This is a genomic window from Bacillus pumilus (assembly GCF_038738535.1).
In the GTDB taxonomy this organism is placed as follows: domain Bacteria; phylum Bacillota; class Bacilli; order Bacillales; family Bacillaceae; genus Bacillus.
This window is the reverse complement of record NZ_CP046128.1, coordinates 658,837-682,046: the sequence shown is the minus strand read 5'-3', so window position 1 is coordinate 682,046 and position 23,210 is coordinate 658,837. Positions and strand designations below refer to the sequence as shown.

Here is a 23,210-nt window from a genome sequence, read left to right as displayed (position 1 = left end):
GGGCCTTATTTCATGAACGAAAAAAAAGAAAAAATCATTAAAGCAAGCATCCAGTTGTTTGCGAAAAAGGGTTTTTCTTCTACGACCATTCAGGAAATTGCAGATGAGTGCGGAATATCAAAAGGCGCATTTTATTTACATTTCAAATCAAAAGAACAGCTTTTCAATCGAGCCTTTGAATATTATATCGACACGTCTATGCAAAGTATTGAAACGATTCGAAAAGAGAATCAGCATCTCGCGCCGAGAAAGATCTTCCAGAAACAAATCGCTGAACAGTTTCAGCATTTTGCTGAGAACAAGGATTTTATCATTTTGATCCTCAGCGAGAACATTATTCCAGAAAACCAGCAAATTAAAAAGTATTCAAAAACAGTGAAAAAGCAAATGAATGATGAAATTCAAATTTCCATCTTGACCACTTATGGACAGGAGATCGAACCATATATAACTGACCTGTCAGTCATGATTCAAGGAATCATCCAATCGTATGTGCAGGTCCTGCTTTTACAAGATCAGATGCAATTATCATTTGATGAGCTTTCTTCCTTTATACTCGAACGATTCGATGATTTGGTCCAAGGCTTGCTTCGTTCTCAGACGAAACCGATCCTGAAGCAGACCATTTGGGACGATGAAGCGCCGAGTGCTGCTTCCCTTCAAGAGGAGCTTCGTTTGTTAAAGCTTGAGCATCTGCTTTCTGATGATACCCTTGTATCCATTGAAGTCATTGAAGAAGAACTGGTGAAAGCTGAGCCTCGTAAGCCAGTCATTCAAGGGATGCTGACGAATTTAGAAAAGTGTGAGGACCCTGCTGTCTTAAAAGTAGTGGAACAATTGAAGCTGTTTCTTCAATAATATTACGTGCTGTTTTTCCGGTTCGTTCACCTTTATCCCCCTTCGAATGTGCACTTTCGCTTATACTTCATTATAAGAAAAGAATCTCCGAATTGATATACGGCGGTGGTCTGAATCTATGATAAGACCCTGTCCTTTCAAGCAAAAAAACCGCCTCTTCTCATGAGGCGGTTTTTGCTATTTAGCGTTTTTTGATTTCTTCTAGGAGAATCTTGTTGACCATCGGCGGGTTTGCTTGTCCCTTCGATGCTTTCATGATTTGTCCGACTAAGAAACCAATCGCGCGGTCTTTTCCATTTTTAAAGTCTTCGATGGATTGCGGGTTGTTATCAAGTGCTTCTGTGACAAGTTTGAGCAGTGCACCTTCGTCAGAAATTTGGACAAGTCCTTTTTCTTTGACGATTGTTTCTGCGTCTCCTCCATTTTCAATGAGCTCTTTGAATACCTTTTTGGCAATCTTAGAGGAAATCGTTCCTTTTTCAATGAGTTGGATCATTCCAGCCAGCCCGTGCGGCGTTAGCTTTGTATCTTCCAGCTCTTTTTGAGCAGAGTTTAAGTAGGCAGATACTTCACCCATCAGCCAGTTTGAAGCTTGCTTCGCTTCTGCACCTTCTGAAATGGTTGCTTCAAAGAAATCAGACATTTCTTTTGTCAGCGTCAGCACCATGGCATCATATGCAGGAAGTCCAAGCTCATCGATGTAGCGTTTGCGGCGCTCGTCTGGAAGCTCTGGAATGGATGCTCTTACGCGTTCTTTCCACTCGTCATCAATGTACAGCTCCACCAAATCTGGTTCTGGGAAGTAGCGGTAATCATCTGAGCCCTCTTTGACACGCATAAGGATCGTCTTTTTAGACGCTTCGTCATAGCGGCGAGTTTCCTGTTCGATCAAGCCGCCAGATAGCAATACTTGCTCTTGGCGTTTCTCTTCGAATTCAAGACCTTTTTGTACGAAAGCAAACGAGTTCAAGTTCTTGAGCTCTGTTTTCGTTCCAAACTCTTCACGGCCGATCGGACGAAGTGAAATATTGGCATCACAGCGAAGTGAGCCTTCTTCCATCTTACAGTCAGAAACGCCTGTATATTGAATAATGGATTTTAGTTTTTCTAAGTACGCATACGCTTCTTCTGGTGTCCGAATGTCTGGCTCAGATACGATTTCAACAAGCGGTGTGCCTTGACGGTTGAAATCGACAAGTGAATAACCGTCGCCTGTGTGCGTCAGTTTACCTGCATCCTCTTCCAAATGGAGACGCGTAATACCGATTCGTTTTGTTTTGCCTTCTACTTCAATTTCAATCCAGCCGTTTTCACCGATTGGTTTATCAAATTGAGAAATTTGATACGCCTTTGGGTTATCAGGATAGAAGTAGTTTTTACGGTCAAATTTTGTATCTGTTGCGATCTCACAGTTCAGCGCCATGGCCGCTTTCATCGCAAAGTTCACCGCTTCTTTGTTCAATACAGGCAGTACGCCAGGATATCCAAGGTCAATGACACTTGTTTGCGTGTTGGCAGCTGCACCAAAAGGTGTCGGCGAGCTGGAGAAAATTTTTGATTGTGTTTTTAGCTCAACGTGGACTTCAAGCCCAATTACCGTTTCAAAGTTCATTCTGATTCACCCCTTACAGTTCAGGTTTTGCTTTATGATGATCTGTTGCTTGCTCGAAAGCGTGAGCCACGCGGTAAACCGTTCCTTCATCAAAGTGCTTGCCAATGATTTGTAGTCCTAACGGAAGACCATTTGCAAATCCACAAGGCACACTGATTCCTGGAACGCCTGCAAGGTTCACAGGGATCGTTAAAATATCGTTCGCGTACATAGTCAGTGGATCGCTTGTCTTTTCTCCAATGTTAAATGCAGGAGTTGGCGTTGTTGGCCCTACAATGACATCATACTTTTCAAAAACATCTTCGAAGTCTTTTTTGATCAATGTACGGACTTTTTGCGCCTTCTTATAGTATGCATCATAATATCCTGAGCTAAGAGCGAATGTCCCAAGCATGATGCGGCGTTTCACTTCGTTACCAAAGCCTTCTGAACGTGTATTTTTATATAAATCAATCAGGTTGTCTGCATTATCTGTACGGTAGCCATAGCGGATGCCGTCAAAGCGCGCAAGGTTCGCGGATGCTTCTGAAGAAGACAGTAAGTAGTAAGTCGCAAGCGCATATTTAGAATGCGGCAGAGACACTTCTTCCCATGTTGCACCAAGTCCTTCTAATACTTTTAACGCTTTGAGAACAGACTCTTTTGCTTCCTCGCCAACACCTTCTCCAAGGTATTCTTTTGGCACTGCAATTTTCATGCCTTTGATGTCTCCAGTTAATGAAGAAAGAAAATCTGGGACGTCGACATTTGCGCTCGTTGCGTCCATTTGATCGACGCCAGCAATCGCTTGAAGTACGTATGCGTTGTCCTCTACGTTACGCGTAATCGGCCCAATTTGATCTAATGAAGAAGCAAATGCAATTAAACCGTATCTAGATACACGGCCATATGTCGGCTTCAGTCCCACAACTCCGCAGAATGATGCCGGCTGGCGAATCGAACCGCCTGTATCTGATCCAAGTGAGAATGGTACTTCACCTGCTGCAACAGAAGCTGCTGAGCCACCACTTGATCCACCTGGAACAGTGTTTAAATTCCACGGGTTTTTCGTTGCTTTGTAGCCTGAGTTCTCTGTAGAAGATCCCATCGCAAATTCGTCCATATTTAATTTACCGATTGTGACTGCTTCCGCATCTCTCAGACGATTGACAACCGTTGCATCATAAATAGGGTCAAAGTTTTGCAGGATTTTACTAGATGCTGTTGTACGTAAATCCTTTGTGACGATGTTATCTTTCACACCGATTGGCATACCGAACAATAGACCAAGCTCGTCCTTTTCACCAACTGCCTCGTCCAATTCCTTTGCATACGCACGAGCTTTCTCTTCGTCCAGTGCAAGGAATGCTTGTACTTTCCCGTCTACTTCATTGATTCGTTTATAAGACTCGTCCACTAAATCAGAAACAGACAGTTCCTTTTTATGTAAAAGCTCTTTTAATTCAGAAATTTTGTGATCAAACAGTGACATGCCTCAGGCCTCCTTTAGTCCAAAATTGATGGCACACGAATATAGCCGTCTTTATGATCAGGCGCGTTTTTGATGACTGCCTCAATGGAAAGACCTTTATTCGGAACATCTTCTCTCATGACGTTTTTCATTTTTAATACGTGTGTTGTTGGTTCAACGTTTTCCGTATCTACCTCGTTTAACTGCTCTGCAAATGAAATGATGCTATCAAGCTGTTCAGTAAACATTTCAGCTTCTTCTTCTGTGATTGCAAGCCGTGCCAAATGCGCCACGTGCTTTACTTCTTCTATTGAAATTCTAGACATGCAGGTTCACCTCCAAAAATGATACGTGTTCGTGGTCATGATCATAAGTCATATACACTTTATCATATCAAATTTTACTGTTCTAAAGCAACTTTACGCAGGCGCAGCAAGAGGCCTTTTCTCTCGAAGCATCATTGTCATCCAACTGATAAAGAAAATATTCATACAGATCACCTTTTATTTTCAGAAAATTTTTACTTTCACTTACCTTTGTAAGCGCATACAAACTGATTCGCATCACCGATCTGTCTATTTTTTCTTCAAAATGTGGAGGTTTAAGAAGGTTGATCACTTGGGAATACTCTGTTAGGTTAAGTAACCATAGCAGTGAGCAGGGCATTCAATCAAAAAACCAGCCCTGACACTTCTGTATATTTTGATTGAGGTGATGTCAAATTAATACGAAAAAGGTGAGAACACAAAATGAGTATTGAAGTTACAATTTCCTTATCTATTTATTTTATCGGGATGCTTGCCATCGGTTGGTATGCATTCAGGAAAACACATGATTTAAATGATTATATGCTTGGTGGACGCGGACTTGGTCCATTTGTTACAGCTCTTTCAGCAGGTGCTGCGGATATGAGCGGCTGGATGCTGATGGGTGTACCAGGTGAAATGTATAAAACAGGTTTATCGACAACCTGGCTTGCGATTGGTCTCATCGTCGGTGCTTACTTGAACTATCTCATTCTTGCACCTCGTTTACGTTCTTATACAGAGATTGCTGATGATGCCATTACGATTCCTGATTTCTTTGATAAACGATTCAAAGGATCATCTTCTTTATTAAAAGCTGTATCAGCCGTCATCATTTTAATTTTCTTTACACTGTATACATCGTCTGGGATGGTATCAGGCGGACGTTTATTTGAGTCAGCATTCGGTGCACACTACATGTTTGGACTGATTTTGACGTCAAGTATTGTTATTTTGTATACATTGTTTGGTGGATTCCTGGCAGTGAGCTTAACGGACTTTGTCCAAGGAGCTATCATGTTTTTAGCATTAGTGCTCGTGCCGATCGTTGCCTTTACACAATTAGGCGGACCTGTTGCCACATTCCAAGATATTCAACAGATTGACCCTAAATTGCTTGATATTTTTAGAGGAACGAGCGTCATTGGCATTATATCCTTCCTCGCTTGGGGACTAGGTTACTTTGGACAGCCGCATATTATCGTGCGCTTTATGGCCATTACGTCCGTCAAAGACTTAAAACCAGCACGCCGCATCGGAATGAGCTGGATGATTATTTCAGTAATTGGTTCACTGTCTGTCGGTTTAGTTGGTGTTGCCTATGTTCATGAAACGGGTATGAACCTTGCTGACCCAGAAACCATCTTTATCGTCTTTTCTAAAGTGCTGTTCCATCCATATATCACTGGATTTTTACTTTCTGCCATTTTAGCAGCAATTATGAGTTCAATTTCGTCTCAGCTGCTTGTCACGGCAAGTGCGATGACAGAAGATTTATACAGAACGTTCTTTAGAAAAAAAGCATCAGACAAAGAGCTCGTGATGATTGGCCGTATGTCTGTTCTCGTTGTCGCGGTGATTGCCCTTTGCCTTTCACTTAATCCAAGTGACACCATTCTTGACCTTGTTGGTTATGCGTGGGCAGGATTTGGCTCTTCATTTGGTCCAGTCATCTTACTTTGCCTATACTGGAAGCGAATGAATCATCATGGTGCCCTTGTTGGGATGATTGTTGGTGCAGTAGTCGTTCTCACATGGATCACGACAGGCCTTAACCACGCAACAGGGATTTATGAAATGATTCCTGGCTTTACGTTAAGCGGTTTGGCTGCCATTATTGTGAGCTTAATGACCAGCAAGCCAACAAAAGCATCAAAACAATTGTTTAGCAAAATGGAAGATCATCTTGAAGAAGAAACAAAATAAAGAACATGAAGGGTCATCTGCCTTAGCGGATGACTCTCTTTTTTAAATAAAATGCTTTTCTTTCTCCCATTTCTGAATAAAATAGAAGTTGTGCAGCCATATGGGCTGTGAGAAGATCATATACATGATGTGAAACGTACATGAAGTGAAGGAGCGATACGCATGTTTTGGACAATTGAATGGGATACAGTCTTAAAATTAGCCGTGGCCACCTTAATCGGTTTGATTATTGGGCTTGAACGAGAGCTGAAGAAAAAGCCCCTCGGCTTAAAAACGTGTATTGTCATTGCTGTCAGCTCCTGCGTGTTAACCATCATCAGCATTGATGCAGCCTACAATTTCCCTCGAGTCTCTAAGCTTCAAATGGACCCACTCAGGTTACCGGCGCAAATTATATCTGGTGTTGGTTTTATTGGAGCAGGTGTGATTCTGCGAAAAAGCAATGATGTCATCTCAGGTCTTACAACTTCTGCGATGATCTGGGGAGCAGCAGGACTTGGGGTTGCAACAGGTGCAGGATTTTATAAAGAAGCCTTCCTCAGTCTTTTCTTTATTCTGATCAGTGTCGAATTTCTACCATGGCTCTTCCAGCGGATCGGGCCGATTCGCTTACAGGAAAAAGAAATCCGCATCAGAATGTCTCTTTCTGATCGAAACCGCATGACGGATATTTTAAAAGAAATGAAAGCCCTCAATATTCGCATTCATTCTGTTCGAATTGATGATTTAACAGAAAAGAACTATCCGATTATGGAAGTACGCGTACGCGTGCATAAAGATCGCTATACAACCGATGTGTACTTTGATATTAAAGATCTAGAAGGCGTCGTTGGCGTGAAGTGTGATACGGTATAAAAGGTGATGGGACAAAAGTCTCTTCGCCTTTTTTTATGGGAAAAGGGTTGAACCATTGCCTCCGTTCAAATAAAATACAAATTATGAAATAAATGATAAAAGGGGATTTTTCATGGGCTCTATGGATCGTAAAAATCGTATTTTTCTTATGTGTGGGATTCTAGCGGTACTCGTCTTAGCTGTTCTATTGACCTCACATGATGTCACTCCCGTATCAACAAATGCAGCGGACAAGAAACAAACGAAAACACCAAAAAATATTATTTTTATCGTTGGCGATGGAATGGGGATGCCCGTGATCAAAGCCTACCGCACATTCAAGCAGCAAAAGCTTGGTTCTACAAAAGCACAAACCGTCTGGGACCCGTATTTAGTCGGGATGCAGACCACACATCCAGATGATCCTCGAGATAATATTACCGACTCAGCAGCCGCAGCCACGGCCATGGCGACTGGGAAAAAGACATACAATGATGCCATCGCCGTCAACCAAGAAAAAGAACCTCTTAGAAGTGTCGTTGAAGCAGCAAAGGAAGCACAAATGAAAACAGCCTTTGTTGTCTCATCTGACATCACCGATGCAACACCTGCCGCTTTTGGCACACATAACGTCTCCCGAAAAAACAAAGAACAAATTGCAGACCACTTTTTTGATGAGAAAATAGGGGGAGAGCACAAAGTTGATATCCTTCTAGGTGGCGGAATGCAATATTTTGATCGAAAAGACCGTAATCTTGTGCAAGAATTTAAGAAGAGCGGGTATTCCATTCTACGATCAAAAGATGATTTAACCTCTCAATCATCTTCGAAAATGCTCGGCTTATTCCAGGAGGACGAGCTGGATCGAGCCATTGATCGTCCAAAGCATGTGCCTACTTTAAAAGACATGACGCAGGCAGCATTAACCCAATTAAATCAAGACAACCTGCATGGATTTTTTATGCTGCTTGAAGGCAGTACTATTGATTCTGCTGGACATGAAAATGATGTGGTCGGCGCCATGAGTGAGATGGAGGATTTTGAGAAAGCAGTTCATGCGGCTCTTCAATTCGCTAAAAAGGATCAAGAAACCCTCGTCGTCATCACAGCAGATCATGCGACTGGAGGATTTTCCTTTGGCGCAGATGGCATGACAAGTGAGACCGGCTATAAATGGGACCCAGCACCCATTCTAGCTGCTAAGAAAACGCCTGTGTATATGGCAAAGAAAATCGCAGAGGGTCAATCTGTACGTGATGTCCTTCACACCAATATTGATTTCGCGCTCACAAAAGAGGAAATCTCACAGGTAGAGAAAGCGGCACAATCAGGGAAGGCCAGTACGATCCAACTCAGCATTCAACATATCTTTGATCAGCGTTCTTTCTCAGGCTGGACAACCTTTGCCCATACAGGTGAGGATGTCCCTGTCTATGCATATGGACCTGGTAAAGCAGCATTTCAAGGCTGGATCGATAATACAAAGCAAGGAAAGAACCTGTTTCACATCATTGAATCACCGTCCACCTATCGCCCATAAAAAATAAACCCCGCCTCATCACACAGGCGGGGATTTTCATTTTAAGATTGACTTAGCTTTGTAAAGTCAAACGTCGTAATCGGTGCTGCTTGCTCAATGTCGGAGCGGAAGCCAGCGAGCATGGCCTTCTCTTCTTCTCCGATGGTAGCCAAATCAAATGCTTGATGCAGCAAGCCATAGATCAGCATGTGTCGTAAGCGAAGGAAGTCAGGAATGCAGGCAAGCCATTCATCCCCAATTTCATTCTCTTCACGATAGCCTATAAGGAATTGCTTCATAAAGTTTCCTGCAAAAGCAGCTTTGTCTTCGTATGGAATCACTGGGTACCACAACACATTGTATAGCAAAATGCTAATGTCATTCATAAACCAGTTGTACCCAATATCATCGAAATCAAAGGTCGTAATTTTCCCTTGATCCCAGTGGAAGTTTCCGTGATGAAGATCCGCATGAACCAATCCGTACGTATCCTGATTTTTCGGAAGCTTTGCCAGCTTTTCCATCAACCGATCCGCTTGTTCAAACACAATGGTCTGATCGGCCGGGACATACTTACGCAGTTTCAGCTGCTCCTCTTCATCCCACTCTTGTCTTTTATAACGTGGGTCTGACAGCTGATAGCTTTTTGTCAGTTTATGCATGCGCCCTGTGTACTGTCCAAGGGCATAAAATAATTCATCGTTCCAGTCTGCCTCTTCCACTTTATGGCCTGATGCTTTTTCATAGACTCGAAGCAAAAATGAACCGCCTTGCCCATCGTCTACTTGCTCGATATCACGGCCATTTAATGAAGCAATTGGTTTCGCAACCGAAAGTCCGCCCTTCGCTAAGTGATGGAGCCATTCCATTTCACCTAAAATATAATCAGGTGATCTGCGGATGGTATGGGTAATTTTTAAAATGAAAGACTCTCCGTCTTTTTTAAGTTCATACACATAGTTTTCTGCATCTGCGATAAAGTGGATGTCACTTCGCTGGACCCCGTATAAATGAGTGGCCTCATCTAAAATTTTTGATTCATCATATATGGCTTTTACATCTTTATGCATGCTGATTCTCCCTCTTCATATATTTTGCTAATTCTCGAATGGTGTGTTTTTCAGCAAAATTCAAATCATCAACATACCAACCCTTCTTTTCAATCTCTACTTCCATTTTGACAGCAAGTAAAGAATTTCCTCCTAAATCGAAAAAGTCTTTGTCAATTCCTACTTTTTCCACATGAAGAATGTCACACCAAATATCAAAAAGCAATGCCTCGCGTTCATTGGTTGGCTGTGCATAAAGTCCATGATCCTGTACAAGTTCCGTCTTTAATAATGCACGAAGACCTTCTTGATCATGTACCTTAAGGGCTTTTACATAACCGCTGTGCAGCGTTTGATCTGGTTGAACCGTTTCCCATGTATAACCTTTAGAAGCTGAATGACTTGCTGCCTCCACCCTTTGATCCTCTATTTCTTCAGTCGAGTGCTCACGAGATGACAATTGGTCGACGATCTGAATGTGATTGCTTAGTGAATCAATTTCTTCCACTTGTATACGATATGTTTGCTGCTCATCAACCTCCTGCATCTGGTGCTCTTTCATAAATGACTTGAACAGCTCATTACGTCCAGTCGATGCAAACGAGAATTCAATGGAAGAAAGCTGATGCAGACGGCTGTATTCAGCGAGCCATGTCAGACATTTTTGCTCAATCCCTTTCCCTAGAGCACGGCAGCTTAGCATCCATGCATCAATTTTCAAGGTGTCGCCTGCATGATGAGCCAATATAGCCCCTACAATCCCTTCATGACTGAAACGATCCGCTGCCTCAATGACCCAGCCCTGGACATGCTCATTTTCCATCCGCTCTCTCAGCTGCTGTTCATCAAAGCGCTGATCATTTAAGCGGAATTGGTTAATACGGCTGCTCATTTGCGCCACGCGGGCAAGGTGCTCTTCTCCCCACTCTGTTACACTCATGTTCAAATTCAAATCTTGTAAAAATTGCTCCATTGACGGCGATTCTGCTTTCTCTTTTTGACGAGCCTTTTCAGCCTTGTAGCTCGTTGTTCGCCCTCTATCTTCATCTGTGACATCATAGCGGTCGAATGCCCAAGCATGCTGGGCGAATAACGGAATCGCTTTTTCATTGGCAGGTAACAGCAGCGTCATCACTTCAGGCAGCTCTTCATTCATACGCAAGCACTGAGCTGGATCATCGTCTAAGAAAATAAACTGAGATAATGAAAGGTTCAGAGAATCTGCTATCTCTTTTAGATGTGCCGGTTTACTTTCCCAATTGATCCGCCAGTCGACGATATCGTCTTTTTGCAAGATCATATCTGGGTGGTTTTCAAACACGCGCCACACATCTTCTTCATTGTTCCTGCTGCTCAAGACAAGCAGGAGCCCTTCTTGCTGCTTTTGTTTTAAAAAGCGCTGAAGCATTTGATGTTCTGGCGTAATGTCGATGCCTTCCACACCGTCTTCTGAAACGACACCTCTCCAAAGCGTATGATCACAGTCAATGGCCGCTACCTTAAATGGTGCACCTTGCCATGCAATGATCTCGCGTGCGACTTTTGTACCGATAGCTCCACAAAAGACTTCAGTGAATGGGAGGTGTGCGGCTTGCTCTCCTTTTTCATCAAAGATGTCATCCATCTGATATTGCTGAGCAAGCTGACGACAATCGATCAACTGAACACCGCCTATCTCAGATAACTGAGCAATCCACTCTTGTTCCACGTCTTGCAGGGTGTCTTTAAGAGCAGCACTTATCGGCAGAATCCCAACAAAATATAGGTTATGTTTCGTTTTTGATTTCAGAACGTTAGCAAGTTCTTCAGCATGCTCTGAAGCCAGTTTTTTCTTTTCTTCCAGTGAAAGATGAGCTGGACCAGTGATATCCTCTAAACGAATGAGCAGAAGATTCGCACCGTTTTTCTTCTGTGAAATAAGGCTGCGCTCATTTAGTAATTCCTGATATACCTGCCCATACGGTGCAAATTGAACATCAAGCTGCACATCAAACTGCTTGGTCCAGTACTGAATATAAGGTGCGACTGGATCTGCTGTAAATGTCGAGCTGACTGTCAGTACGAGCGGTGCTTTTTCCTCTGCGCGCTCCCTTTTCTCTTTTGCTGCTTGTTCTTCTTCCTGTGAAAGAACAGCGAAATCCTTGAGCAGTTGATCAGGTGTTTGAACAGCCTGTTCGACCAAGTGCTGGAAGTGGTTGACGAAAGCTTGCATCGTCTCATGTTTAAACAGAGCCAGATTGTATTGAAGCACGCACTTTAACTCGCCCGTTACCTCTCTGACAACATCCATTTTCATATCGAGTTTGGAAATTCCCTTTGCAAACTCATGTGTTTCAAATGTCAGTCCATCGGCTTCAATTTTAATATTCGGATCGTACTCATTATGATAAATGAGCATCGTATCAAAGAATGGATTGCGATGCGGTCTTGTTTTTGGATTCAGATGCTCAACCATTTGGTCAAATGGGTACTCTTGATGGTCATACGCATCAAGCAGCACTTGCTTTGTCTGAGCCAATTGCTCTGTAAAGGTTGCTTCTTGTACCATGTCTAGTTTAATTGGCAGGAAGTTCGTAAACATGCCAATTGTATGCTCGATATCTGCATGACGTCGTCCAGCCACAAGTGAACCGACAATCAATTCCTCCTGATCCGCATAACGTGAGAGCAGCAGCCCATAGAGCTGGAACAAGATGACGTTATTTGTCAGTTGATACCGTTCAGCGAGCTGTTCAATTTTCTCAACGATGTGCGGTTCAATATTAAATTTAATCGCTCTTCCTAAGAAGGATTGTTCCTTCCGTTCAAAATCATATGGCATTGTCAAAGTTGGCACATTTGAGCCAATTTGCTGCTTCCAATAATCCTGCTGCTTTTGAAACATCTCGCTGCGGAAATATTTGTCTTGCCATTCTGCATAATCTTTATATTGAACGGTCAGTTCCGGCAAGGTTTCCCCTCGATAGAGCTCAGTAAATTCTTTAATAAAGATGTTCATGCTCGCTCCATCCGCCACAATATTATGCATATCGACTAATAAGAGATGATCATGTGCTGCGATTTTCACAAAACGCACACGGATCAATGGTGCAGCCTTTAAGTCAAATGGACGAATGAATTCATCGATTTGTGCTTCTAATCCTTCTTCATCAGCCTCTGTCATTTCAACAGCAAAGTGGAAATCATCATGGACCCGCTGAACCGGTTCTCCATCTTTTAATTCAAAGGTCGTTCGCAATGTTTCATGACGATCAATTAATTGCTTGAAGGTCTGCTCAAAGCGCTCGACGTCAATTTCACCTTTACATCTTAGTGCCATCGGCATATTGTATGAGGTCACTTGACCAATACGCTGATGAATGAGGAATGTCCGTCTTTGAGCAGCAGATAATGGATACGTGTCTTTCTTTTCCACTGGTTCAATCTTGAAATATTGATGCTTCTCTGCCTTTTCGATGAATGCTTGGAGCTTTTCAATCGTCGGATTGTTGAACATGTCTGTGAGCGTAAGTTCTACACCAAACTCTTTGTGAATTTGAGAAATCAGACCGGTCGCATTTAACGAATGTCCGCCAAGCTCAAAGAAGTGGTCGTCTCTTTCCACCTTTTCAATTCCTAAAATGTCTTTCCACATCCGCTGTAACGTTGCCTCAATATCATTCGCTGCGGCGGAATGGACTTGATTGTTTTTTTCTATTTCCTGCCCCTTGTTTTCCTTCGGCACCACCATTTGCACACCTGAGGATGAAGATAATGCGGATGTATCTACCTTTTCAATCCAATATCGTTGTCGTTCAAATGGATAGGTCGGCAAGGATACTTTTTGATTTGATGTCTGATTTCGCAATTTTGTCCAGTCAACCGGCACCCCTTGAAGCCAGATGTCACCAAGCCTGCCCAGCAGGTAGCGGTCGTCTGCTGCCTCTTCTTTCGGGTGACGCATCAATGGAATCGGCTGCTGATGGTGTTCCTTTGAGGCCTGGCGAATAAAGGCACTTAACGTATTCCCCGGCCCGACTTCAACGAAAATAGGATCAAGCTCCGTTAATAATGTCTCCGCTCCATCACGGAAACGGACCGCTTGCCGCAAGTGATCAGCCCAATATGCCGGGTCTTGCACTGCTTCATGGTCAATCCACGTACCTGTGACGTTAGAAATATACGGGATAGACGGTGCATTCAATTGATACTCAGCTACCTTTTCTTTGAATGATGGCAGGATGTCATCCATCATTTTAGAATGGAAGGCATGAGAGGTGTGAAGCTTCCTGCACCCATGTCCAGCAGCCTCCAGCTTCTCAGCAAGTGCATTAATGGCTGCGGTCTCCCCTGACACTACACATAACTCAGGTCCATTTACTGCTGCAAGTGAAAGATCATCTGTTAAATATGGCAGCACGTTCTGTTCACTCAAAGGAACGCTCAGCATAGAGCCTTTTGGAAGCTGGCTAATGAGCTGTCCGCGATAAGACACAAGATCTACGGCATCTTCAACAGATAGTAAACCAGATACGGCGGCAGCTGTGTATTCTCCAATACTGTGGCCGATCAGTGCCTGCGGTTTGACGCCAAAATGAATCAGCAATTTAGCCAAAGCGTATTCCACACTAAACAGAAGCGGCTGCGTATATTCTGTTTGGTTGATCAGCTGAGGATCATCACTTGCTTCTGTTGAGAATAAAATGCTGAATGGATCAACTGAGATATGCTGTTTGAATTGATTCAAGCATTGATCCAGTGCTTCCTTAAAGACTGGATATTTGTCATAAAGCTGACGCCCCATGTCTACATACTGAGATCCTTGACCTGGGAAAAGAAAGACGACTGGCCGGCTCGATGTTTGGGAGCTGGCCGTCTTGACCACCTCTTTTGACCTTTGATTCAGCGCCTGTAACATGTCAGCCGTGTTACTTCCAAGAATGACACGTTTATGCGGGAAATGATGGCGCCCTGTTTGCAGCGTATAGGCAACGTCACTTAGACGAACATGCTGCTGATGCTGAAGTAAATAGTCCGCAAGGCGATCCGTCATTTTCTCAAGAGCTGCTGGTGTTTTGGCAGATAATAAAAGAAGTTCACTATCCTCAGGGCTATCTGCGGCGACACGTGTAGCAGGTGCTTCTTCTAAAATGACATGAGCATTTGTTCCACCAATCCCAAATGAGCTTACACCTGCACGGCGAGGAGATTCCTGCTTGCTCCATGGCGTCAAGTCTGTGTTTACAACGAAAGGCGAATTGGCAAATTCAATTTTTTCATTCGGCGTTTCAAAATGAATCGTCGGCGGAATCACTTGATGCTTTAAGCTTAAAACGGTTTTAATAAAGCCGGCGACACCTGACGCATCATTCAAATGTCCAACATTTGATTTGACAGAACCAATGCGGCAAAAGCCTTTTTTATCTGTATCAAACGCTTGCTTGAGCGCTTCAATTTCGATCGGATCTCCGAGGGTTGTTCCGGTTCCATGTGCTTCAATGTACGAAATGGTTTCAGGTTCCACCTCAGCCATTCGAAGTGCTGTTTTAATCGCTGATACTTGACCTTTCGTACTCGGCGCTGTATATCCTACTTTTCTATTTCCGTCATTATTAATAGATGATCCTTTAATAACAGCATAAATGTGATCGCCGTCTTCAATGGCATCCTCTAAATTTTTTAAAATAACGGCTCCTGCACCATCACCAAAAACGGTTCCATCGGCCTTGTTATCAAAGACGCGGCAATGTCCGTCAGATGAATGGATCATGCCTTCTTGATAAAGATAGCCCGATTTTTGCGGCAGGCGAATGGACACGCCGCCTGCAACAGCCATATGACAGTCACCGCTTAATAAAGCCTGAACAGCTAAATGAATCGACACCATCGAGGTCGAGCAGGCGGTTTGCACCACCATACTCGGCCCCTTCAAATTTAATTTATATGAAATCATCGTCGCTAAATAATCACGCATATTCAGAACGGCAGCTTCCAGTGTTTTCGAATCCTCACCTTGAGCCGCCCCTTGAAGTGCTCTCATGACCCATTCTGTATTGATTCCTGCACCTGTATAAAGACCAATTTGCCCTTTATATTCAAACGGATCGTACCCAGCGTCTTCAAGCGCCGTCCACACACATTCATGAAACAGTCTGAACTGCGGATCCATCATAGCCGCTTCCTTTGGTGTATAGTCAAAGAAATCTGCATCAAATAAATCAACATCATCTAGCATCCCTTTTGCTTTAACAAAACGGGGGTTTTTTAATAAAGCTTCATCTGTACCTTCACGCCGTAATTCTTCCTCTGTAAAAAAGGAGATTGTTTCTTTTCCCTTTTTCAGATTCTCCCAGTACTCATCTACATTTTTGGCCCCTGGAAAACGACCTGCAAGACCGATAACAGCAATTTCTGCGCCATGATAGTGATTCGTTGTATCATTCATTCTCGATTCCGCCTCTCAATCTTTTATTCCGTTGCTGTTTAAAACGAGCTCTTCGATCACCTGAAGTGACGACGGCTAGTTCTTCTTCCATCGCTTCTTCCTGCGAGTCCTCAGAAGGCTGGATATATTTCGCAAGCTCAGCAACAGATGGGTACGTAAACAAGGTCACAACCGCTTCATTTGTTTGAAGTGCTTGATTTAACCGATTGGTGACTTGAACAATATCCAGCGAGCTTGCGCCTAGATCAAAGAAATTGTCGTGAATGCCCACTTGTTCCATGCCCATAAAATCCTGCCAAACTTGACAGATCGCTTTTTCAGTTTCATTTCGAGGAGCCACATATGGATTGCCCAGCTCTGGTCTTTCGTGCTTAGACACCTCATATGAACCCTCATTCGCTGCTGCCTTCGGCTCTAGTGACAGCCATTGATTTATCCGTTCATCAAGATTTCCTGTGGACACGAGCATGTGTCGATTCTGCCGGTTAGACAGAACATACTGGAACAGCTCAGCACCCTCTTCTGGTAATATCGCAAGCTCATTTATCGATTCACCAATTGTGGATTCTAGCTCACCCCAGAAATTCCACGCATCCCAGTTCACACACATCCACGGGGTTTGACTATGTTGATTAAGTCTAGCTGCAAATGCATCCATATATAAGTTAGCCGCTGAGTAAGCAGAGAATCCTAAGCCCCCAAGCAATGCACTAATGGAAGAAAAGAGAAGACAAAAGTCTGCTTGTTCTTGTTCCAGCAGCTGCTCTAGTACATCGAGCCCTTTCACCTTTGATTGGAATTGATCCTCTCCCTTCGCCAGTGTAGAAGGGATATCTTTGATTGCACGGAAGGATGTACTTCCTGGTAATCCGGCTGCATGGAATACACCATGAACGCCGCCATGCTTTTTGCGAATGGTCTCAAAAACACGTTTCATCTGATCCAGATCTCCTGCATTCGCCTGCACCGCTTCTACTGTTGCACCTAATCGTTCGAGCTCAAGCACCTTCTCAATTCTCGTGCGCTGCGCTTCATCGGCATTTACTTGGTGAACGTATGACGCCCATTCATCTCTCGGCGGCAATGCCGTTCTTCCAGTTAAATAAAGATGTACGTTTCCTTCCTTCGCCAGCATCTTTGATAGAACAAATCCGATGCCGCCTAAACCTCCTGTGATCAGATACACACCATTTGACCTGATCATCTTCGGAAGTCCATCTTCTTTTTGCAGCGGCAAATGTTTGTAGCTCTGCACCCAGCGTTGACGATTACGATACGCCACAAGCTGATCCTTTCCAGGCTGCATGATTTCCTGCACAATGAGATCGACAAGCGCTTGTTCCTTCCAAGACATCACGTCTGGCACATCTTCCACATCAATATTCCAGCATTTGATATGATGGTATTCCTGTGAAATCACTTTACACGGTCCAAGCATTGCACTTTTCTCTGCACATATCGTCTCATTGCCTGTGACTGGCTGAATTCCGCTAGTGATCGTAAACAGACGGCATTCTCGAATATTTTTTTGGGCAGCAATCGCTTGAGATAAGAAAATTAAGCTGTAATAGCCTTTTTCAATGTGCGCCTGAAAAGCGGATTGACGATTCGAGTTGTCATCTTCTTTCGCAGCTTCCCATAAATGCAGAATCCGATTGATATTGACACCTCTATTAGACAATGAATCTAGCATGTTACGGTAGTGCTGGCCTTCTGCCGGATTGATCGTAAACGACTGCTCTTGCTCTTGATAAGCTTCACCCTTTGTGACAGAAATGACCTTGATACCTTGTTGCTTAAATGAATGGGTAAACAGTTCATGAAAAGCATCCTGTTCCCTGAAAATGAGCCACGTTTGTTCTTCTGTTTCTTTTTCGAAAACAGGTTTTAGCGGCTGCTGCTCCCATGAAGGCAGGTAGAACCATTCTTCCATCTCTTTCTTCTTCGTTTCCTTAGGAGCGGATAGCTGCGGAGAAACCGGCTTTCCTGCTTCAATCCAATATCGTTTCCGCTCGAATGGATAGGTCGGCAGCGATACGAGCTGACGTTCCTCTTGAGTTGGATGTTGCTGCGCTTTGACCTCGTAGCCGCCTGCCCATAGCTCTCCTATTCTTTTTAAGAAATATGCATGGTCATCCGCTTGTTCTCTTGCATGCCTCACCATATTCAGAACATCATGATGAGACTCTTTGTTATCATGACGTTTCGCTAATGCCGTCAAGCTGTTTCCAGGTCCAACTTCAATGAGCGCTCGTACTTCATCGGTTAACAGCTGAGATAGACCTTCATGAAAACGAACGGTTCCACGCAGGTGGCTCGTCCAATAAGATGCTGTCATCACCTCTTCACTTGTTGCCCAGGTGCCTGTCACATTCGATATAAACGGAATCGTCGGCTCATGCAATTCTACTTTCTCTACGAATTGTTGAAACGCCTCAAGCATCGGCTCCATCATATAGGAATGAAAGGCATGAGAAGTATGGAGCTGTCTTGTGACAATTCCTTTGTCTTGCAGTTTCTTTTCAAATGCAGTGATATGCTCTTCTCTTCCAGAAACGACACAAAGGTCTTTTGCATTGACAGCAGCAACAGAAAGCGATTCATCAATCATCGAAGTCAGCTCTGCCTCGGGTAATTGCACACTAAGCATGGCGCCTTTTTCCATGTCTTGCATCAATCTTGCTCTTGCCATCACGAGTGTTAATGCAGACTCCAGAGAAAAGACCCCTGACAAGCAAGCGGCAACGTATTCGCCGATACTGTGTCCAATCATTGATTCTGGCTCAACACCGCTATGCTGAAGCAATTTGGCTAATGCATACTCAAATATAAAGAGAAGCGGCTGAGCATTTGACGTTTTTGTGATGTCTTCGTTCGTTTCATTCTTGGAAAAAACAATGCCCTTTAAATCAACTTGCTCCGTTTCCATTACATATTTAAAGCATCTATCTACTTCCCATTTGAACACTGGCTCTGCATCGTATAATCCGCGCATCATACCAGCATACTGAGCGCCTTGACCCGAAAACATAAAGGTCGCTTTACGCCATTTTTTGCTTCGGAACACACTCGTTTCAAGCTGTTTCTGCTGCATCCATTCATCAGCAGACGCGAGCACGATGGCTTTTCGGTATGGAAATTGCTTTCTGCCATACCGCAATGTATAAGCAATATCTTCAAGCGGAACTTGAGGGTGCTGGATCACATACTGCTTTAATTGCTCTGTCATTTTCGCTAAAGCAGTATCCGTTTTTGCTGATAAGACGAGCAGCTGCTTTTGGTTAGAAGCTGGTTTTTGCTTCGCCTGTATGCCCTCTTCTATGATCATATGGGCGTTCGTTCCACCGATACCGAAAGAGCTAACCCCCGCTCTTCTCGGGCCATCTGCTTCCTTCCAATACAACGCCTTTTGATTCACATAAAACGGTGTATCTTTGAAAGGGATCTCCTGATTGGGTGATTCATAATGAATGGTTGGCGGGATCGTTTTATGCTGGAGGGCCAAAATGGCTTTAAACAGACCTGCAATCCCTGCCGCACTATTTAAGTGGCCGACATTACTTTTCACAGAACCGATCGGAATCGTCAGCGGATCTGTCCCTTTGAACACTTGACTAAGGGCAGATACCTCAATTGGATCTCCCATTTTTGTCCCCGTACCATGTGCTTCTACATAACCAATGGATGCGGGATCGATACCTGATTTTTCATACGTTTCTTTTAAAACCTCTGCCTGTCCTTCCACACTTGGAGCGGTAAAACCAGCTTTTCGGCTGCCATCATTGTTCACACCAACCCCTTTGATGACCGCATGAATCGGGTTGCCGTCTCTCATCGCATCTTCATAACGTTTTAGCAGAACAATCCCCGCTCCATCTCCGAAAATGGTTCCGCTCGCCTCTTGGTCAAACGGACGGCAATGTCCATCTTTTGATTGAATCATCCCATCTTGATAGATGTAGCCGATATTTTCTGGAGAACTGACCGTCACACCGCCAGCCAGTGCTGCATCACATTCTTGATTCAATAATGCTTGACAGGCCATGCCAATGTTGACAAGTGAGGTCGAACAAGCTGTCTGCATGGTCACGCTAGGCCCGTGTAAATTCAATTTATAAGAAAGCTGCGTACTAAAAAATTCACGATCATTTAACAGCATTGCGCTGAATTGCTCAGTTGCTTCCATTTGATGTGCAAATCGCGTCAGCCACTCATGATTTGGACTCGTTCCTGTATAAACACCAATTTTCCCTGCCATTCGATCAGGGTCACAGCCAGCATCCTCCAGCGCTTCCCAAGCACATTCATGCAAGAGCCTGAACTGCGGATCCATGAGCTCTGCCTCTCTAGCAGAATAGTTGAAGAAGTCTGCATCAAAGCCTTCGATCTCTTGTAAACGGCCTTTTGCTCCAATGAAATTCGGATGCTGATAAACAGACGCATCCAGCCCTGCTTTCTTGAGTTCTTCTTCTGTGAAAAAGTGAATCATTTCCTCGCCATTCACAAGACGCTGCCAAAAGTCTTCTAGCGACGAAGCCCCTGGGAATCTTCCTGCCATTCCGACAATCGCAATATCCGTATGCTCCTGGGACGTGTTCTTTACTGGGAGAGAAGCAGGTGTTTGATCTCGTTCCATCTGTTCTTCAAACAAATATTCAGCAAGGCTTGCCACTGTAGCAAACCGATACAATTGAACAGTGTCAATTTGTTGATCCATTCGCTCAGATATTTTCGCTGCAAGCTGAGATATATCAAGTGATGTCGCACCAAATTCAAAAAATGGCGATTCATCATCCATTTGATCAAACCCAAAATGAGTTTGAACAATGTCGTGAATATCTTTTTGTAAAGAAGCGAGCGAAGTAAAAACACGCTTTACATCCTGCGGCTTTTGTGGCTCAATGGCTGCCATCGTATTTGTTTGTGCAGAAAAATCGGTTTTATGAAATGGATACCCAGGTAGCGGAATGCGCTGCCTGTTCTTCTCCTCTGTTAAAGGAAAGGATAAGCCGACCCCCATTTCCCAAAGAACACCGGCGATTTGAAGAATGTCTCCATCAAGTGATTCGGTTGATTTTTCTGCTCCCTTTTCAACCACAATGCTTTGTTTTATTGAAAGATCAATGATCAAGGCTGTTGATTCTTGCTCAATCAAAGGCGGTTTTACAGGCTGATCCATATCAAGAAAACGCTTTGCAGACGATGGGTGGAAAGTGGTTAGTTCCTCCCCGGTCTGCTGCAAGTAAACAGGCTGTTGGAGTGTCCTCTGAGACAGGGAAGCCAGCCTTTGATTAACCGTCTCGATGTCATGAAGATGGTACACAATAGATGCCGCATCTTTTAGCTCAAGCCCGCCTGCTGCATATAAAGCTGTCCAGACTCCGCTGCCTTCTCCAATCCAACCATCTGGTTCAATTCCGAGTGACCTTAGCTCGTTGGCAAAAGCCGATGTCATGATCAGCATAGCCACTTCTGATTGTCTGCTTTGTTTGGAATGGAACAGCTCGTCTTTTTTGATAGGTACCGCAGATTGGACGAGGCTCATTAATCGATCCACTTCTGTTTTGAAAGAATGATCTTTCTCATACAGCTTGATGTAATCACGTAAACCTGACTCATGATACCCCGTCAGCCTCATGCTTATTCGTTTATAAAGAAGACTTTCTCTGCCTGCTGTATCTTCATTTAGCACTTGCAGTTGCTCTAATAATTCATCCCGCGACGAACAGACAAACGTTTTTCGATATTTGAAGGCTTTTCTTCCACTTTGTAAAGTGTAAGCTGCTTGGCCAAGTGAGAGTTCATGATGTGAGGAGACATATTCCTTCAAGTTTTTTGTCATGTTCTTCATATCATGCGTTGATCTAGCTGAAAGCACAATTAATTCTTTGGACGAGTCCGTGCCGTTTGTTTTTCTTGGCTTCGCCTCTTCTAAGATGACATGAGCATTTGCTCCCCCTATACCAAAGGCACTGACTCCAGCTCTCCTTGGCAAATGAGACGACTTCCACTCCTCTTTGTCTGTCCCAACATAAAATGGCGTTTGATCAAACGGAATACGGTGATTCGGCTTGTCAAAGTGCGGCATCGGGGCAAATTGACGATGATGCAGCATCATGACTGTTTTGATAAAACCAGCCACGCCGCTTGCGGCATCTAAATGCCCAATATTGGCTTTGACTGATCCAATCCGGCAATAGCCTTGTTGATCTGTTTGAAAAGCACGAGTAAGCGCCTCAATCTCAATCGGATCTCCAACAGGCGTACCCGTTCCATGTGCTTCGATATAAGAAATCGTCTCTGGTTCTGTCTCAGCCATTTCTAACGCAGATTCAATGACACTTGCCTGTCCACTCACACTTGGGGCTGTATAGCCGACTTTATTGCTTCCATCATTGTTCGTTGCAGATCCTTTTACGACGGCATAAATAAAATCTCCGTCTTCTATCGCATCTTTCAATCGTTTTAGCGCAACCACGCCTGCACCCTCACCAAAAATGGTTCCTTTTGCTTTTTCATCAAACGGACGGCAATGGCCATCAGGAGAATAAATCATTCCTTCTTGGTATTGATAGCCTGTGATTTGCGGCTGATGGAGTGTGACACCTCCTGCTAACGCAAGGTCGCATTCACCACCGATTAATCCTTGACAGGCCATATGAATAGCAACAAGCGACGTGGAGCAAGCCGTTTGTACCGATACGCTTGGACCTTTTAGATTTAATTTATAAGCAATCCGAGAAGCAAAGGACGGGTCATTGAGATGCATGATTTGAAATACATCTTCGTTCTTTTCAAGTGACGACATATGCTGCCCCATCCACGATAGATTGCTAGATGCCCCGGCATAAAGACCAATTAAACCTTCGTATTGCTCAGGCTCATAGCCTGCGTCCTCTAGCGCATGCCATGTGCATTCATGCATCAATCGAATTTGCGGGTCCATAATGGATGCCTCTCGCGGAGAGTAGCCAAAAAAGTCTGCATCAAATGATGATGCATTCTGTAAAAATGGCTTTGCCTTCACATAATCAGAACGCTTTAGCAGCGTCTCATCTACACCCGCTGCCTTTAATTCTTCATCAGTGAAAAACGTAACGGATTCTTTCCCTTGCGATACATTTTCCCAAAACGCTTGCACATTCGGTGCTCCGGGAAACGTACCTGCTAATCCTACAACTGCAATTTCAAGTCCAGATTCGGTCCATTGCTCTTGATCAGACATACGCTGCA

General features: G+C 43.9%; 10 protein-coding genes. 4 read left to right on the top strand and 6 right to left on the bottom strand.

Translation table 11 applies throughout. The features are described 5' to 3' along the window. Positions 1 to 12: 12 nt before the first annotated feature. Positions 13 to 858 (top strand): TetR/AcrR family transcriptional regulator, encoded by an 846-nt coding sequence (locus GKC25_RS03230; RefSeq protein WP_095286009.1) that lies wholly within the window; start codon positions 13 to 15, stop codon positions 856 to 858. A 181-nt stretch (positions 859 to 1,039) separates the two neighbouring features. Here the strand turns inward: GKC25_RS03230 and gatB are convergent, their stop codons facing one another. Genes gatB through gatC form a run of 3 tightly spaced genes read right to left on the bottom strand, consistent with a single transcriptional unit; the run spans position 1,040 to position 4,246 of the window. Then, positions 1,040 to 2,470 (bottom strand): Asp-tRNA(Asn)/Glu-tRNA(Gln) amidotransferase subunit GatB, encoded by a 1,431-nt coding sequence (gene gatB, locus GKC25_RS03225; RefSeq protein WP_106038403.1) that lies wholly within the window; start codon positions 2,468 to 2,470, stop codon positions 1,040 to 1,042. A gap of 13 nt (positions 2,471 to 2,483) precedes the next feature. Next, positions 2,484 to 3,941, bottom strand: coding sequence for an Asp-tRNA(Asn)/Glu-tRNA(Gln) amidotransferase subunit GatA (gene gatA, locus GKC25_RS03220; RefSeq protein WP_034664650.1), 1,458 nt, complete (start codon positions 3,939 to 3,941; stop codon positions 2,484 to 2,486). A gap of 14 nt (positions 3,942 to 3,955) precedes the next feature. Continuing rightward, a complete protein-coding gene (gatC, locus tag GKC25_RS03215; protein ID WP_003213898.1) occupies positions 3,956 to 4,246 on the bottom strand; it encodes an Asp-tRNA(Asn)/Glu-tRNA(Gln) amidotransferase subunit GatC in 291 nt (96 codons plus the stop codon). A 423-nt stretch (positions 4,247 to 4,669) separates the two neighbouring features. Between gatC and putP the strand changes: the two genes are divergently transcribed. The 3 genes from putP to GKC25_RS03200 all read left to right on the top strand — a co-directional run bounded on the left by putP (position 4,670) and on the right by GKC25_RS03200 (position 8,525). After that, positions 4,670 to 6,151, top strand: a complete 1,482-nt coding sequence (putP, locus tag GKC25_RS03210; RefSeq protein WP_095286011.1) for a sodium/proline symporter PutP — start codon at positions 4,670 to 4,672, stop codon at positions 6,149 to 6,151. Between the two features lie 162 nt (positions 6,152 to 6,313). Next, complete coding sequence (locus tag GKC25_RS03205) at positions 6,314 to 7,006, top strand: MgtC/SapB family protein (protein ID WP_034664661.1); 693 nt, start codon at positions 6,314 to 6,316, stop codon at positions 7,004 to 7,006. Positions 7,007 to 7,118: 112 nt separating this feature from the next. After that, complete coding sequence (locus GKC25_RS03200; protein WP_187704382.1) at positions 7,119 to 8,525, top strand: alkaline phosphatase; 1,407 nt, start codon at positions 7,119 to 7,121, stop codon at positions 8,523 to 8,525. Positions 8,526 to 8,566: 41 nt separating this feature from the next. On the opposite strand, the gene GKC25_RS03195 is transcribed toward GKC25_RS03200, so the two are convergent. Genes GKC25_RS03195 through GKC25_RS03185 form a run of 3 tightly spaced genes read right to left on the bottom strand, consistent with a single transcriptional unit; the run spans position 8,567 to position 23,202 of the window. Beyond that, complete coding sequence (locus GKC25_RS03195) at positions 8,567 to 9,574, bottom strand: phosphotransferase enzyme family protein (RefSeq protein WP_187704381.1); 1,008 nt, start codon at positions 9,572 to 9,574, stop codon at positions 8,567 to 8,569. Then, entirely contained in the window at positions 9,567 to 15,977 is a 6,411-nt protein-coding gene (locus tag GKC25_RS03190) for an HAD-IIIC family phosphatase (RefSeq protein ID WP_342689911.1), read from the bottom strand. Before GKC25_RS03190 ends, GKC25_RS03195 begins: the two co-directional genes overlap by 8 nt. Beyond that, positions 15,970 to 23,202: a type I polyketide synthase gene (locus GKC25_RS03185; RefSeq protein ID WP_262417083.1), complete on the bottom strand. Its 7,233-nt coding sequence runs from the start codon at positions 23,200 to 23,202 to the stop codon at positions 15,970 to 15,972. The genes GKC25_RS03190 and GKC25_RS03185 overlap by 8 nt, the downstream gene beginning before the upstream one ends. Positions 23,203 to 23,210: the final 8 nt, after the last annotated feature.

Excerpts from the sequence above, each read along its gene's own strand:
- GKC25_RS03195 (WP_187704381.1), bottom strand. The coding sequence starts at position 9,574 with ATGCATAAAGATGTAAAAGCCATATATGATGAATCAAAAATTTTAGAT.
- gatB (WP_106038403.1), bottom strand. The coding sequence starts at position 2,470 with ATGAACTTTGAAACGGTAATTGGGCTTGAAGTCCACGTTGAGCTAAAA.
- GKC25_RS03185 (WP_262417083.1), bottom strand. The coding sequence starts at position 23,202 with ATGTCTGATCAAGAGCAATGGACCGAATCTGGACTTGAAATTGCAGTT.
- gatA (WP_034664650.1), bottom strand. The coding sequence starts at position 3,941 with ATGTCACTGTTTGATCACAAAATTTCTGAATTAAAAGAGCTTTTACAT.
- GKC25_RS03200 (WP_187704382.1), top strand. The coding sequence starts at position 7,119 with ATGGGCTCTATGGATCGTAAAAATCGTATTTTTCTTATGTGTGGGATT.
- GKC25_RS03190 (WP_342689911.1), bottom strand. The coding sequence starts at position 15,977 with ATGAATGATACAACGAATCACTATCATGGCGCAGAAATTGCTGTTATC.
- GKC25_RS03230 (WP_095286009.1), top strand. The coding sequence starts at position 13 with ATGAACGAAAAAAAAGAAAAAATCATTAAAGCAAGCATCCAGTTGTTT.
- gatC (WP_003213898.1), bottom strand. The coding sequence starts at position 4,246 with ATGTCTAGAATTTCAATAGAAGAAGTAAAGCACGTGGCGCATTTGGCA.
- putP (WP_095286011.1), top strand. The coding sequence starts at position 4,670 with ATGAGTATTGAAGTTACAATTTCCTTATCTATTTATTTTATCGGGATG.
- GKC25_RS03205 (WP_034664661.1), top strand. The coding sequence starts at position 6,314 with ATGTTTTGGACAATTGAATGGGATACAGTCTTAAAATTAGCCGTGGCC.